Here is a 14,547-nt window from a genome sequence, read left to right as displayed (position 1 = left end):
AAGGACCCCGATGCGCGCAGAGCCCCCGTCCCCGCCGCCCCTCGCCGGCGGGACCGACGGCCCCGCGGCCCTGCGCCCCCTGGTCCGCACGGTGCTCGACGCCCTGGGCTCCGGCGCGAGGAGCCGCGGCGGCCCGCTGCCCCCCGGCGGCCCCGAGGCCGTCGACTCCGCCCTCGCCCGGGCTCTCGGGGACCCGCTGCCCGAAGACGGCCTGGGCCCCGACTCCGCCCTCCGGGACCTCGTCGAGGCCCTCGCGCACGGCTCGGCGGACCCCGCCGACCCCCTGTGCGCCGCGCATCTGCACACCCCTCCGCTGGCGCTCGCCGCCGCCGCGGAACTCGCCGCCGCCGCGCTCAACCCGTCGATGGACTCCTGGGACCAGGCACCCGCCGCCTCCGCCCTCGAAGCCGCCGTCGCCCGGTCCCTGGCCCGGGAGGTCTTCCCCGGCGGCGCAGCCCCCGACGCCCTGGTGACCGGCGGCGGCACCGAGTCCAACCAGCTCGCCCTGCTCCTGGCCCGGGAGCGCCGGGGCGCGGTGCAGGTGCTGTGCGGCGAGGACGCCCACCACTCCGTCCACCGCGCCGCCTGGCTCCTCGGCCTGCCCGCCCCCCGCACCGCGCCCCTCCGGGACCCCGCCGCGCTCGACCGGGCCCTGGCCGCCGCCCCGGGCCCCGTCCTGGTCGCCGCCACCGCGGGCACCACCGACAGCGGCCGGATCGACCCGCTCCCCGGGATCGCCGAGACCTGCGCCCGCCACGGCGCCGCCCTCCACGTCGACGCCGCCTACGGGGGCCCGCTCCTGTTCAGCGACGCCCGCCGCCATCTGCTGGCCGGGCTCGACCGGGCGGACACCGTCACCCTCGATCTGCACAAGCTGGGCTGGCAGCCCGTCGCCGCCGGGCTCCTCGCCGTCCGCGACGCCGCCCTCCTCGCCCCTCTCGGCCACACGGCCCACTACCTGAACGCCGAGGACGACACCGAGGCCGGACTGCCCGACCTCCTCGGCCGCTCCCTGCGCACCACCCGCCGCCCCGACGTACTGAAGATCGCGGTCACGCTCCGGGCGCTCGGCCGCCGCGGGTTGGGGGACCTGGTCGACCGCGTCTGCTCGACGGCGCAGGACCTGGCCGACCTCGTCGAGAAGCACCCCGCTCTCGACCTCCACGGGCGGCCCGCGCTGTCCACCGTGCTCTTCCGCCCCCGCGGCGCCTCCGACGAGCGCACCGCAGCGATCCGCAGGACCCTGCTCCTCTCCGGCCGCGCGGTCCTCGGCCGCGCCCGCGCCGACGGACGCGTCTGGCTGAAGGCCACCCTGCTCAACCCCCACACCACCCCGGACCACCTGCGCACCCTGATCACCCTCGTGGAAGGCAGCACCCCCGATGACGGCGACGCCCGCACCCGATCCCGCTCCTGACGCGGCAGCCCCCGGACCCGACCGGCCCCTCGACCTCGTCGGCATCGGCATCGGCCCGTTCAACCTCTCCCTGGCGGCCCTCGCGGACCGCGTGCCGGAAGGGCCGGCGACCGCCTTCTACGAGCAGCGGCACGAGTTCCGGTGGCACCCCGGACTCCTGATCGACGGCGCCACGCTCCAGGTGCCCTTCCTCGCCGACCTGGTCACCCTCGCCGACCCGGCCAACCCCTACTCCTTCCTGTCCTACCTCCGGGCCCGGGAGCGCCTGTTCCCCTTCTACTTCGCCGAGACCTTCCACATCCAGCGCGCCGAGTACGAGTCCTACTGCCGGTGGGTCGCCCGGTCCCTCCCCGCACTCCACTTCGGCCACCAGGTCGACGCCGTGCGCTGGAACCCCGAACGCGACCTTTTCGAGGTCGACTTCACCCAGCTCGACGCCGCCGGCGGGGCCGAGGCGCTCTGCCGCACCCACACCCGCAACATCGTCCTCGGCATCGGCACCGAACCCTGGGTCCCGGAACCCCTGCGCCCCCTCGCCGACGCCCCCGGCGTCCCCGTCGTCCACTCCGCCGACTACCTGGCCCACCGCGAGGCACTGCTCGCCGCGGGGCATGTGACGGTCATCGGCTCCGGGCAGTCGGGTGCCGAGGTCTTCCTGGACCTGCTGCGCGGCCGCCCCCGGGGGGCGGAGGGGCTCCACTGGCTGGCTCGCACGGAGGCCTTCGCCCCCATGGAGTACTCCAAGCTCGGACTGGAGCACTTCACCCCGGACTACACGCGCTACTTCCACGCCCTGCCGGAGCGGGTGCGCGACGCACTGCTGCCCCGCCAGTGGCAGCTCCACAAGGGCATCGACGCGGCGACCGTCGAGGCGATCCACCGCGAGCTGTACCGGCGCAGCCTGGACGGCGGCTGGCCCGAGGCGGTGATGACCCCCGGGGTGCACGTCCGCACCGCCGGCCGGGTCGCCACCACCAAGGTCGAACTCCACCTGGAGCACGTCCAGCAGGGCACCCGCTCCCGGCTCACCACCGACGCCGTGGTGCTCGCCACCGGCTACCGCGAGCGCCCCCTCGGGCGGCTCCTCGCCGGGCTGGACCCCTATATGCGGCGCGACGCCGGGGGCCGCCCGGTCATCGACGCGCAGTACCGGATGAAGCTCGACCCCTCCGTCACCGGGTCCGTCTTCGTGCAGAACGCCGAACGCCACAGCCACGGTGTCGGCGCCCCCGACCTCGGACTCGCGGCGTGGCGGAGCGCGTCCATCCTGAACACCCTCACGGGCACGGAGCCCTACCCCCTGCCCCGGCGCACGGCCTTCACCAGTTTCGGACTCGACAAGCGGGAGGCCCCGGTCATCCCCGGCCAGGCCCCCGCCCTCACCCCCCTGGAGGCCTGACCGGCCCCGGACTCTGCGCAGCGTCGACCAGGCGCGGCGCGCTGACGGGTACGGGCTGTACGCGTGGGCGGTGGGCTTGTGCGCGGCGCGGGGCGTGTCCGATGTCCGCGAGCGCAGGTTGGGCCGGGGTCGGTGGCTGTGGCGGTGGTACGGGAGGAGCGGCGGCGTGAGCGACGAGGATCGGCAGCCGGAGGGCGAGGGAGCCACGGGCCTGCTGTTCGTGTTCGGGCGGCAGTTGAAGCTGTTCCGCGAACGGGCGGGGATGGACCGTGCGGGCTTCGGTTCGCTGACCGGGTACTCGGCCTCCACCATCGCGGCGTTCGAGCAGGGGAGACGCATTCCCCCGCCGAGGTTCATCGACCAGGCGGACGAGGTCCTGGGAGCGGGTGAGGTCCTGCGCGCGGGCAAGGAGGAGGTGGCGCGCGCTCAGTACCCTGCGTTCTTCCGCGACGCGGCCAGGCTGGAGGCCGAGGCCGTCGTTCTGCACGTGTACGCCACCCAGGCTGTGCCGGGGCTCATGCAGAGCGAGGAGTACGGGCGCGCGGTGTTCGCCATGTGGCGACCGCAACTGGAGGAAGAGGTCATCGAGCAGCGTCTGGGTGCCCGATTGGCGCGGCAAGGGATCTTCGACCGGCGGCCGTCTCCGTATCTCAGCTTTGTGATCGAGGAGGCGGTACTGCTGCGTCCACTGGGTGGTCGGTCTGTATGGCGGGGGCAGCTGGAGCAGCTCCTGTTGATCGAGGAGAAGCGGAACGTAGAGGTTCAGGTGATGCCGCTCTCCCGTCGGGAACATGCCGGATTGGCTGGCCCGTTCACCTTGATGGAGATGAAGGATGGGCGCAGGATCGCGTATGCGGAGGTGCAGGGCGACAGCCGGGTTCACACGCAGCGCCAGAAGGTCCGGGAGCTTGAACGTACGTACGGGTCCCTGCGCGCGCAGGCCCACACTCCGGCAGAATCGCGTGCGTTGATCGAGAAGCTGCTGGGAGAGAGATGAGCGGGGAAGAGACCGGGCTTGACCTGGACCAACTGGCATGGTTCAAGAGCAGTTACAGCGCCGGTGACGGCGGCGAATGCGTCGAGGTGGCCGCCGCCCCCGGCCGGGTCCACGTCCGGGACTCGAAGGACACGACCCGCGCCGCACTGGCCGTGGACTCCACCGCATGGACCGTGTTCGTCCGGTTCGCGGCACTCTGACCGGGCAGGGACCTCGGCGGCCCCCCGCTGCCGGGGCCCGCACCTGTCCGCCGTGCGCAGCACCCGGCGCAACATCCCCGTGCCGCGTTTGCGGCCTTCGCCCAGGCGGAGGCGGGAGGGTCCCCAAGCGGCACCGGAACCGCCCCTGGATCCTGGCGCAACGGCCCCGCCGTACGGAAGGGTTGGCCGCACACACGGCCCGCGCACCCGCGCGGCCCGCACGCCGACCCGGGAGGGCTGCATGACCGGCGCCACCGACGACCACTCCGCTTCCCCCGGCACGCCCGGGGCCCCCCGGGTCGCGGTCCGCGGCGAGGCGCGGCACCGGGTCGACCCGGAGGTCGCGACCCTCGGCGTCCACGTCACCGCCCGCGGCCGCGACCGGCGTGCCGCGCTGGAGGACCTCACGCGGCGCAACACGGCCGTCCTGGAGCTGATCCGCTCCTACGGGGACGCCGTCGAGAAGCTCTCCACCGGCTCCTTCTCCATCAGCCCGCAACTCGCCCAGCACGGGCGGGGCGAGCGGGTCCGCGCGTACCACGGCGGTGTCCACATCACCGCCCGGCTCACCGACTTCACCGCCCTCGGCGAGCTCGTCACCCGCCTGGCCGACCTGGAACTCACCCGGGTGAGCGGTCCCTGGTGGTCCCTGCGCCCCGACTCGCCGGCCCATGCGGAGGCGCGCCGGGCCGCCGTCCACGACGCGGTGCGCCGGGCGCGCGAGTACGCCGAGGCCCTCGGCGGACGGCTCGACGCGCTGCTCGAACTCGCCGACATCGGCGCGGAGGCGCACGACCCCTACGGGGGCCACCCGGCGGCCGCGGCCCCGCGCGGCTTCGGAGGGGCGGTCCAGGCGGAGGCGGCTCCCGCACTCGACCTCGAGCCGCAGCAGCAGACCGTTGTCGCGCAGGTGAACGCGCGGTTCACGATGACACCGCCGAGCCTGTGAGAAATGCTCATCGGAGCACCCCTCTGCACAATTCAACAGTTGTCAATAAGCCTTCATGCAAAGGTTGTTGGGCGGACACGAGAGGCTGATTCTCTACCCGCCGGTAAGCCATAGGCTCGAATCATGCGCCGAGCAAAGATCGTCTGCACCCTGGGACCCGCCACCGACACATACGACCAGATCAAGGCTCTGGTCGAAGCAGGAATGGATATCGCCCGCTTCAATCTGAGCCACGGGGCCCATGCCGACCACGAGCAGCGGTTCCGGCACGTCCGCAAGGCGGCCGACGAGACCGGCCGCAGCGTCGGCGTGCTGGCGGACCTTCAGGGCCCGAAGATCCGCCTCGGCCGGTTCCTCGAGGGCCCGGTACTTCTCGAACGCGGCGACGAGTTCACCGTGACCGTCGAGGACGTCCCCGGTGACCGCGGCATCTGCGGCACCACCTACCGGGGGCTCGCCGCGGACGTCGCCCCGGGCGAACGCATCCTGGTCGACGACGGCAAGGTCGCCCTGGAGGTGACCCGGGTCGACGGCCCCCGCGTCCACACCACCGTCGTCGAGGGCGGGATGGTCTCCGACCACAAGGGGCTCAACCTCCCCGGCGTCGCCGTCTCCGTACCGGCGCTCTCCGAGAAGGACGTCGAGGACCTGCGCTGGGCCCTGCGGACCGGTGCCGACGTCATCGCGCTGTCCTTCGTGCGCAGCGGCCGGGACATCGAGGACGTGCACCGGGTGATGGACGAGGAGGGCCGCCGGCTCCCCGTCATCGCCAAGGTGGAGAAGCCCCAGGCCGTCGAGTGCATCGACGACATCGTCGCCGCCTTCGACGGGATCATGGTGGCCCGCGGGGACCTCGGCGTCGAGATGCCCCTGGAGCAGGTGCCCATCGTCCAGAAGCGCGCGGTCAAGCTGGCCAAGCGGAACGCCAAGCCGGTCATCGTCGCCACCCAGATGCTGGACTCGATGATCGACAACAGCCGTCCCACCCGCGCCGAGGCCTCCGACGTGGCCAACGCCGTCATCGACGGCACCGACGCGGTGATGCTCTCCGGCGAGACCAGCGTGGGCAAGTACCCGATCGAGACCGTCCGGACGATGAGCAGGATCGTGACGGCGGCCGAGGAGGACCTGCTGGCACGCGGCCTGGCGCCCCTCACCGAGCGGAACAAGCCCCGCACCCAGGGGGGTGCCGTCGCCCGCGCCGCGGCCGAGATGGGCGACTTCCTCGGGGCGCGGTTCCTGGTGGCCTTCACCCAGTCCGGCGACACGGTCCGCAGGCTGTCCCGCTACCGTTCGCCGATCCCGCTGCTGGCCTTCACCTCCGACCCGGCCACCCGCTCGCAGCTCAGCCTGACCTGGGGCGTGGAGACCTTCCTCGGGCCGCATGTGGACTCCACCGACGCGATGGTGGCCCAGGTCGACGAGGAGCTGCTGCGGATCGGGCGCTGCCGGCCCGGCGACATCGTGGTCATCACCGCGGGCTCCCCGCCCGGGGTCTCCGGTTCCACCAACCTCGTGCGCGTCCACCGGATCGGGGAGAGCGTGCGCTGAAGGGCGGTCCCGTCATCGCCGGCGGTTCCGGCCCGCGCGGGGGAGCTGGTCCGCCGCGCGGGGGAGGCGGCGCGCCGCCTCCGTGACGGCCCGGCGGGATTCCGGCCCGCCGCCGCGGGGGCGCTCACACCTTCGTGTGAAATGGCCCGGGGTGATGTGCGAGGGCTCGCCAGGGCGGGGATTCACCCGACCGAAGGTGACCTTGGAAAGCGAGATAAAGTACCCCGGGTCGGATTCGAACCGACGCTGGATGGTGTTTGAGACCATTGCCTCTACCGCTGGGCTACCGGGGCTCCCTTGGAAATGAAGGAACAAGCAATCCGCTCGTCCCCCAACCATACAGGAGCTGGGTAGGCTCATGAGGAGCACCCTGATTGAGAACGAGGAGCCTTCCGTGACCGCCCCCGAGTCGCCCCAGCCGATCGCCGACGACACCGCGCACGTACCTCCGATGACGACCCGTGTGGTGATCGCCGAGGACGAGGCGCTCATCCGGCTCGACCTGAAAGAGATGCTGGAGGAGGAGGGCTACGCGGTCGTCGGGGAGGCGGGGGACGGGCAGCGCGCCGTCGAGCTCGCCCGGGAGCACCGGCCGGACCTGGTGATCCTGGATGTGAAGATGCCCGTCCTGGACGGCATTTCGGCGGCCGAGAAGATCGCCGAGGAGTCCATCGCCCCGGTGCTGATGCTGACCGCCTTCTCCCAGCGCGACCTGGTGGAGCGGGCGCGTGACGCGGGTGCGATGGCCTACCTGGTGAAGCCGTTCTCCAAGAGCGACGTGGTCCCCGCCATCGAGATGGCCGTCTCCCGGTTCACCGAGCTCAAGGCCCTGGAGAAGGAGGTCGCCGACCTCGCGCAGCGCCTGGAGACCCGCAAGCTGGTCGACCGCGCCAAGTCCGTCCTGCAGACGCAGTACGGCCTCACCGAGCCCGCCGCCTTCCGCTGGATCCAGAAGACCTCCATGGACCGGCGGCTGTCCATGCAGCAGGTGGCCGAGGCGGTCATCGAGGACGCGGAGGAGAAGAAGGCCGCGAAGGGGCAGTAGCTCCCGCTCCGGTTGCCGGGCGGTCCCACCGGACCCCGGGCGTCGGCCGCCCGCCTCGTGGCGGCCCCGCCGGGCCCCGGACTCCGGCCGCTCGCCTTCCCGTGCCGTACCGGCAGGCCCGGCTCGGGGTGCCGGGCGCCTTCGGACCCCCGCCGCGCCCGTCGGGTGCGGCGGGGGTCCTGCCGGTTCCGGGTGTGGAGAAACCGTGGAGACCGTGAAGGGGCGGGGGCCGGGCGGCCGGCCGGAGTGCCTCGCCGCGCCGCCGCCGGGGTCCGCGGCCGCCTCGGCGCTGACTCCGTGTAGCGGCACGGGCGCCAGGGCGCCCGCCGGGCCCGGTGCGGAGGTGCGGCGGGCCCGTGTCGCCGGATGAGACGGCGGCTCCACCCGAACAGGACGTCCGCTCTCCGGACAGGGGGAATTCGGCCATTTACCGGACGCGGGCCCGCCGGTCCGCATACCGTGGTCCCCTCGGGGGGTACGGCTCTGAGCTGCGAGGTTGCCCCGGGGTCGCCGAACCGCGGCGGCCTGCCGGCCCGTCGGCTCGCGAGCGTGAGCGAGTTGTCGGGATCTTGTGGATCCCGGATGACATGTCCGGTCGCCGGTAAGGAGTGTTCTGTTTCCGGCGCATGACTCAGGTCACAGGGCGATCACACATCGTCTCCTCACCTACCCCTGCGCCCGAACGCGCGATTACATTCCCGGCACACCGCGCGGACAAGCGGTGTCCTGCGAGAGGCGACTGCAACTGCCCTCGTAGACAAGATCGTTCGGGCGGCTCCAAGGGGTTCGTAGTGCTGAACAAGACCATCGTCAAGCTGGCCATTCCGCTCGCCGTGGGCGCTCTGGCGTTGACCGGATGCGGCTCTGACTCGGGCGGCGACGGCGATGCCGTGAAGATCGCCTTCCAGGGCCCGCTCTCCGGCGACAACGTCGCGCTGGGCGAGAACATGCAGAACGGCGTCAAGCTGGCCATCGACCAGGCGAACGCCAAGGGCGACCTCGACTTCACCCTCGAGTACGTCCCCGGTGACGACCAGGGCCTGCCGGACAAGGCCACCGCCACCGCTCAGAAGATCATCGACGACGAGAGCGTCCTCGCCGTGGTCGGCCCCGCCTTCTCCGGCCCGACCAACACCGCCTCCCCGCTGTACGCGGAGTCGGGTCTCGTCACGGTCTCGCCGTCGGCGACCAACCCGAACCTCACCGACGAGGCGAACGGTTTCACCTCCTTCCTGCGCGCTGTCCCCAACGACAACCAGCAGGGCGCCGGGATGGCGACCTACTACGCCAAGAAGGTCCAGGCGAAGAAGGTCTACCTGATCGACGACAAGACCGACTACGGCGTGGGCCTGGCGACCGTGGCCGAGAAGAACCTCAAGGACGCCGGCATCGAGGTCGTCAAGAAGTCCGTCCCGCAGAAGACGCCGGACTACTCGGCCACCGCGAAGGACGTCGTCAACTCCAAGGTCGACGCGCTCATCTACGCCGGCTACTACCAGGACGCCGCCCCCTTCGCGAAGAAGCTCGCCGAGGCCGGCTACAAGGGCGCCGCGATCTCCGGTGACGGCACGAACGACATGAAGTTCGTCGAGCTCGCCGGCGACGCCTCCGAGAACTGGTTCCTCACCTGCCCCTGCACCGACGCCACCGTCGAGGCGGGCACGAAGAAGTTCGCCGAGGACTACCAGAAGGCCTTCGGCCGGGCGCCCGGCACCTACTCCGCCGAGTCCTACGACGCGGCGAACATGATCATCGAGGAGATCCGCAAGGCCGGCGGGGACGTCGACCGCGAGACGCTGCGCGACACCCTCAAGAAGGCGTCCTACAAGGGCCTGACGAAGACCTTCTCCTTCGAGGCGAACGGCGAGTTCAAGGGCACCGACGTCTACCTGTACCAGGTCAAGGGCGGCAAGATCGGCTACCAGGGCAACATCAACGAGCTGGTCGGCTGACACCGGCTCGCATGACCGGGGGCCGGGAGACGGCAGTTCTCCCGGCCCCCGTCCATGAAGCAGGGCCCCTCTCCCCGCCCTCTTCGCATCGATCGTTCCGCCCGCGGGCCGACCCCGTCGCCACGAGCGCGCGGGTCCGCTCGGCTCCCACAAGGAAGTCTGCTCCATGTCCCTTCAGGAATTCTGGGACTACCTCGTCCTAGGGGTGATGCTCGGCTCGCTGTACGCCGTCATCGCCATCGGCTACACCCTCGTCTACGGCGTGCTCCAGCTGATCAACTTCGCGCACAGCGAGGTGTTCATGCTCGGCGCCTACGGCAGCCTCATCGTCCTTCAGCTCGTCAGTCCGGGGGACAACCCGTCCGTCATGGCGTCCATCGGCTTCGTCGCGCTCGCGATGGCGGGCTCGGCGCTGTTCGGCGGTGTCACGGCGTACGGCCTGGAGAAGGTGGCCTACCGGCCGCTGCGCAGGCGCGGTGCTCCGCGCCTGATCTTCCTGATCACCGCGATCGGCGCCTCGTTCTTCCTCTACAACCTGGCCGGCAAGCTCTTCGGGCGCGACCCGCTGCCGCTGCCGGAGATGTACGAGAACCGCGAGATCTTCTCGCTCTTCGGCGCAGGGGTGAACATCACCCAGCTGCTCCAGTTCGCGACCGCGGTGGTCATGATGGTCCTCCTCGACCTCGTGGTGAACCGCACCAAGCTCGGCATGGGCATCCGCGCGGTGGCGCAGGACGCCGAGGTCGCGGGCCTGATGGGGGTGAACATCGACAAGGTCGTGTCGCGCACCTTCATCATCGGCGGCGTCCTGGGCGGTGTGGCGGGCTTCCTGTTCGCCAACCTCAACCAGGTCTCCTACACGATGGGCTTCATCCCGGGCATCACCGCCTTCGCCGCCGCCGTCGTCGGCGGCATCGGCAACATCCGCGGTGCGATGTTCGGCGGCGTCCTGATCGGCATCGTGGAGACGATGACGGTGCCGCTGCTCGGTGACGAGTGGCGCAGCGTCTCCGCCATGGTGGTCCTGATCCTGGTGCTGATGTTCCGCCCGATGGGCATCCTCGGCGAGCGAGTGGGGAGGGCGGCATGAGCACGGTGGACACCTCGCAGAACCTGACGCCGTCCGCTGCGGCGAAGCTGCGCCGCACGGCGTGGTACCGGACCGAGCGCTACACCCGCCTGTGGGCGATGGTCGCACTCGGCCTCCTGCTGGCCCTGGTCACGGGCGAGCAGGGCAACACACGGGACATCTTCTACTCCATCACCCACACCCTCACGGGCGTGAACCTGTGGGTCTGCCTCGGCGCCACGGTGGGCGTCTGGGCCCTGCGCGAGTTCGCCGCCACGCCCATCAAGAGCGCGGTGTCCGCGGCGCGCGGCTCGGCCGCGGCCGCGGCCGGCGGCCCGGCCGGCTCCCTCCGGGCGCGCTTCCAGGCCGACAAGCGGCTGCGCCTGGGCGCCTACGGTGTGCTGCTGATCCTGGTGCTCGTGGTCCCTTCGGGCCTGGAGCGGAGCTGGCAGACCGTGCTGGTCGACCAGATCGCGATCTTCGCGCTCCTGGCCATCGGCCTCAACGTGGTGATCGGCTGGGCGGGCCTGCTCGACCTCGGCTTCTTCGCCTTCTTCGCGGTGGGCGCCTACTCCACCGCCTTCTGGACGGGCCGGCTCCCGATCGAGCCCCCGGTCGTCCTGAACAACTTCTGGGTCATCCCGGTCGCCGTGCTCACCTGCCTGGCCTGCGGCGTGCTGCTGGGCGCCCCGACCCTGCGGCTGCGCGGCGACTACCTGGCCATCGTGACCCTCGGCTTCCACGAGATCATCTACCTGGTCGCGAAGAACGCGGACGGCATCACGGGCGGCCCGCAGGGCGCCCGCCTCATCCCGGACTTCTCCATCGACTTCGCGGGCATCGAGTACACGTGGTCCATCAAGCCGCTGCCGTACTGGTACCTGCTCGTCTTCTTCATCGTCCTGGTGATCATCCTCTTCTCGCGGCTGGAGCACTCCCGGGTGGGCCGCGCGTGGACGGCGATCCGCGAGGACGAGATCGCGGCCGCGGCCAACGGCGTCAACACCGTGCAGTTCAAGCTGATGGCCTTCGCGATCGGCGCCTCGACCTCCGGCGTGGCGGGCGTGATCTTCACCAGCAAGTACGGGTACATCAACCCCGAGGTCTTCCCGCTCCTGCAGTCCATCCTGATCCTCGCCTACGTCATCTTCGGCGGCATGGGCTCGATCCCGGGTGTGCTGATCGGCACGGCGATCCTGGTGTGGCTGCCCGAGGCGCTGAAGGACTGGGTGGACCCGTCCGACCGCTACATGTACCTGGGCGCACTGCTCGTGGTCATGATGATCTACCGGCCGCAGGGAGTCTGGCCGTCCCGCCGGAGACAGCGCGAGCTGAAGTTGGCCGAGGAAGGCAGCGGCGACGCGGTCGCGACGTCCGAGCCGGCGGGAGGCAGGAACTGATGGGCACCGAGGTGAAGAACGACACGGCGGCCGCATCGCCCTCCGGGGCGGAACCGGACCTGGTGCTGAAGGCGTCGGAGCTGACCCTGCGGTTCGGCGGTCTGACCGTGCTGGACAAGGTCGACGTGAACATGCGCCGGGGCGAGGTCCTGGCGGTGATCGGGCCGAACGGCGCGGGCAAGACCTCGCTGTTCAACTCCCTCACCGGGGCGTACACCCCGCAGGAGGGGAAGATCGTCTTCCGGTCGACGGACGGCGGCGAGAAGTCGCTGCTGGGCAGCAAGCCGCACATCGTCAACCGGATCGGTCTGGCCCGCACCTTCCAGAACATCCGCCTGTTCTCGGCGCTCACGGCGCTGGAGAACGTCAAGATCGCGGCGGAGACCCGGCTCAAGGCCGGTCCCGTGTCGATCATGCTGGGGCTGCCGAGGGCCCGCAAGGCCGAGCGGCTCAGCGACGAGCGGGCGCACAAGCTCCTGGCCTTCGTCGGGCTGGAGGAGAAGCTCAACGAGATCGCCGGCAGCCTCTCCTACGGCGACCAGCGCAGTCTGGAGATCGCCCGGGCCCTGGCCACCGAGCCGCAGATCCTGCTCCTGGACGAGCCGGCGGCCGGTACCAACCCCACGGAGAAGCTGGAGCTCGAACGGCTGATCCGCCGGATCAACACCGAACTGGGCGTCAGCGTGCTGCTCATCGAGCACGACATGCGCCTGGTGATGTCGGTGGCGGACCGGGTGATGGTCCTCAACTTCGGCAAGCGGATCGCCGAGGGGGAGCCGGGCGAGGTGCAGCAGCACCCGGCGGTGATCGAGGCCTATCTGGGGGCGTCGGCCGACACGGAGCAGGTGGCCCAGGCGGTGATCGCCGAGCAGCGCTCGCCCGCCGAGGGCGAGTCCGTCCCGGAGGAGCCCTCGGCCGGGGATGCCGGGGATGCCGGGGATGCCGGGGATGCCGGGGATACGGCGGACTCCGGGGGTTCCGGGGATTCAGGCGACTCCGATGACTCCGGTGACTCCGGGGACACGGCGGGTTCCGAGGGCTCGGGCGACTCCGAGGGCTCCCGGGACACGGCCGACTCCGAGGGGCCCGGGGACTCCGGGACCACGGGGGACGCCCCGGAGGCCGCCGGGCCGTCGGACGGGGCCGGTGGCGGCGAGACCGCGTCGAACGAGGAGAGCGGCAAGTGAGCACGACGACCGAGCTGCGCGAGGACACCGGCACGCCGGACTCCGCCGAGGAGACGCTCCTCGAACTCTGTTCCATGCACGTCTTCTACGGGGCCATCGAGGCGCTCAAGGGCATCGACCTGACGGTGCGCAAGGGCGAGATCGTGGCCCTGCTCGGAGGCAACGGCGCGGGCAAGACCACCACGCTGCGCACCATCTCGGGCATGCTCCAGCCCCGCCAGGGCGAGGTGCGGTACCGCGGGGAGCGCATCGACGGGATCAAGTCCCACGAACTGGTCCAGTTCGGCATCGGGCACGTCCCCGAGGGCCGGCGGGTCTTCGCGACGATGACCGTCCGCGACAACCTGGAGATGGGCGCCTACCGGTTCAGCTCGGTGGACTCCGCCGACATGGACCGCGTGTTCACCCTCTTCCCGCGCCTCGCGGAGCGCCGTTCGCAGCTGGCGGGCACGCTCTCCGGCGGCGAGCAGCAGATGCTGGCGATCGGCCGCGCCCTGATGGGCAAGCCGGAGCTGCTGCTGCTGGACGAGCCCTCGATGGGACTCGCCCCGCTGATCGTCCAGCAGATCTTCGAGATCATCGAGGAGATCAACAAGCAGGGCACCACGGTGCTGCTCGTCGAGCAGAACGCCACCCAGGCCCTGGGTCTGGCGAACCGGGGCTACGTGCTGGAGACCGGCTCCGTGGCCATGTCGGGACCGGCCGCCGAACTGCTGTCCGACCCGCGTATCCGGGAGGCCTACCTGGGCGAGGGTGCCGCCTGACACGGGCACCCGCGGCGGCGGTCCGCCCCGCACCCTGAACCGGCGGAGGGCCGGGAGGCGACCGCCTCCCGGCCCTCCGCCGCGACCGCCCGCCCCGGTGCCGCACCGGGGCGGGCGGTCGCGGGCTCAGGACTGCGGGGCGTCGCGCAGCAGGCAGGTGAGCCGGGCGGTGCAGACCCGCCGGTCCTGCTCGTCGGAGATCACGATCTCGTACGTGGCGGTCGAGCGCCCGCGGTGCACGGGGGTGGCGACCCCGGTGACCATCCCGGAGCGCAGCCCCCGGTGGTGGGTGCAGTTGAGGTCCACACCGACGGCGATCTTCGAGGGGCCGCCGTGGAGCATGGAGCCCACCGAGCCGAGCGTCTCCGCCAGCACCGCCGAGGCGCCCCCGTGCAGCAGGCCGTAGGGCTGGGTGTTGCCCTCCACCGGCATGGTGCCGACCACCCGGTCGGCCGCCGCCTCGACGATCCGCACCCCCATGCGCTCGCCGAGATGGCCGGCGGAGAAAAGGGAGGGGAGGTCGACACCGAGCGCCGCGTACTCGTCGATGACCTCCTGCGGGAACTTCACGGTGGTGTTCTCGCCCATGGGCGTGCTCCGATCGTCGTACGGCTGGT

The 14,547-nt window shown here is 71.5% G+C and carries 13 protein-coding genes and 1 tRNA gene; 12 read left to right on the top strand and 2 right to left on the bottom strand.

Translation table 11 applies throughout. The features are described from left to right. The first annotated feature begins 10 nt into the window (after positions 1–10). From ACGF15_RS18415 to pyk, 6 genes are all read left to right on the top strand, one after another. Positions 11–1,417 (top strand): pyridoxal phosphate-dependent decarboxylase family protein, encoded by a 1,407-nt coding sequence (locus tag ACGF15_RS18415; RefSeq protein WP_392800145.1) that lies wholly within the window; start codon positions 11–13, stop codon positions 1,415–1,417. Next, positions 1,383–2,816 (top strand): lysine N(6)-hydroxylase/L-ornithine N(5)-oxygenase family protein, encoded by a 1,434-nt coding sequence (locus ACGF15_RS18410; RefSeq protein ID WP_392800142.1) that lies wholly within the window; start codon positions 1,383–1,385, stop codon positions 2,814–2,816. Before ACGF15_RS18415 ends, ACGF15_RS18410 begins: the two co-directional genes overlap by 35 nt. Before the next feature lie 166 nt (positions 2,817–2,982). Continuing rightward, the gene (locus ACGF15_RS18405) at positions 2,983–3,813 is read left to right on the top strand and encodes a helix-turn-helix transcriptional regulator (RefSeq protein WP_362611518.1); all 831 of its coding nucleotides are present in this window, start codon (positions 2,983–2,985) and stop codon (positions 3,811–3,813) included. After that, complete coding sequence (locus ACGF15_RS18400) at positions 3,810–4,013, top strand: DUF397 domain-containing protein (RefSeq protein WP_345614691.1); 204 nt, start codon at positions 3,810–3,812, stop codon at positions 4,011–4,013. The genes ACGF15_RS18405 and ACGF15_RS18400 overlap by 4 nt, the downstream gene beginning before the upstream one ends. A gap of 241 nt (positions 4,014–4,254) precedes the next feature. After that, entirely contained in the window at positions 4,255–4,962 is a 708-nt protein-coding gene (locus ACGF15_RS18395) for an SIMPL domain-containing protein (RefSeq protein ID WP_345614692.1), read from the top strand. A gap of 123 nt (positions 4,963–5,085) precedes the next feature. Next, the gene (gene pyk, locus ACGF15_RS18390) at positions 5,086–6,513 is read left to right on the top strand and encodes a pyruvate kinase (protein ID WP_362611513.1); all 1,428 of its coding nucleotides are present in this window, start codon (positions 5,086–5,088) and stop codon (positions 6,511–6,513) included. 220 nt (positions 6,514–6,733) lie between these two features. Here pyk and ACGF15_RS18385 read toward each other — a convergent pair. Then, positions 6,734–6,806, bottom strand: a tRNA-Leu gene (locus tag ACGF15_RS18385). A 101-nt stretch (positions 6,807–6,907) separates the two neighbouring features. On the opposite strand from ACGF15_RS18385, the gene ACGF15_RS18380 reads away from it, so the two are divergent. The 6 genes from ACGF15_RS18380 (at position 6,908) to ACGF15_RS18355 (ending at position 13,930) form a co-directional block, all read left to right on the top strand. Then, entirely contained in the window at positions 6,908–7,558 is a 651-nt protein-coding gene (locus ACGF15_RS18380) for an ANTAR domain-containing response regulator (protein WP_256526370.1), read from the top strand. Positions 7,559–8,349: 791 nt separating this feature from the next. Beyond that, positions 8,350–9,510, top strand: a complete 1,161-nt coding sequence (locus tag ACGF15_RS18375; protein ID WP_345614694.1) for a branched-chain amino acid ABC transporter substrate-binding protein — start codon at positions 8,350–8,352, stop codon at positions 9,508–9,510. Between the two features lie 166 nt (positions 9,511–9,676). Continuing rightward, the gene (locus ACGF15_RS18370; protein WP_256526372.1) at positions 9,677–10,600 is read left to right on the top strand and encodes a branched-chain amino acid ABC transporter permease; all 924 of its coding nucleotides are present in this window, start codon (positions 9,677–9,679) and stop codon (positions 10,598–10,600) included. After that, the gene (locus ACGF15_RS18365) at positions 10,597–11,979 is read left to right on the top strand and encodes a branched-chain amino acid ABC transporter permease (protein ID WP_345614695.1); all 1,383 of its coding nucleotides are present in this window, start codon (positions 10,597–10,599) and stop codon (positions 11,977–11,979) included. Before ACGF15_RS18370 ends, ACGF15_RS18365 begins: the two co-directional genes overlap by 4 nt. Then, complete coding sequence (locus tag ACGF15_RS18360; RefSeq protein WP_392800134.1) at positions 11,979–13,166, top strand: ABC transporter ATP-binding protein; 1,188 nt, start codon at positions 11,979–11,981, stop codon at positions 13,164–13,166. The genes ACGF15_RS18365 and ACGF15_RS18360 overlap by 1 nt, the downstream gene beginning before the upstream one ends. Before the next feature lie 74 nt (positions 13,167–13,240). After that, positions 13,241–13,930: an ABC transporter ATP-binding protein gene (locus tag ACGF15_RS18355; RefSeq protein WP_345614745.1), complete on the top strand. Its 690-nt coding sequence runs from the start codon at positions 13,241–13,243 to the stop codon at positions 13,928–13,930. Positions 13,931–14,056: 126 nt separating this feature from the next. Here ACGF15_RS18355 and ACGF15_RS18350 read toward each other — a convergent pair whose 3' ends face one another. Continuing rightward, entirely contained in the window at positions 14,057–14,518 is a 462-nt protein-coding gene (locus ACGF15_RS18350) for a PaaI family thioesterase (protein WP_256526375.1), read from the bottom strand. Positions 14,519–14,547 lie beyond the last annotated feature (29 nt).

It is taken from the genome of Streptomyces sp. NPDC048001 (assembly GCF_043203115.1).
Lineage (GTDB): Bacteria > Actinomycetota > Actinomycetes > Streptomycetales > Streptomycetaceae > Streptomyces > Streptomyces sanyensis.
The sequence above is the reverse complement of the archived record's forward strand: the minus strand, read 5'-3'. Positions and strand labels throughout refer to the sequence as shown.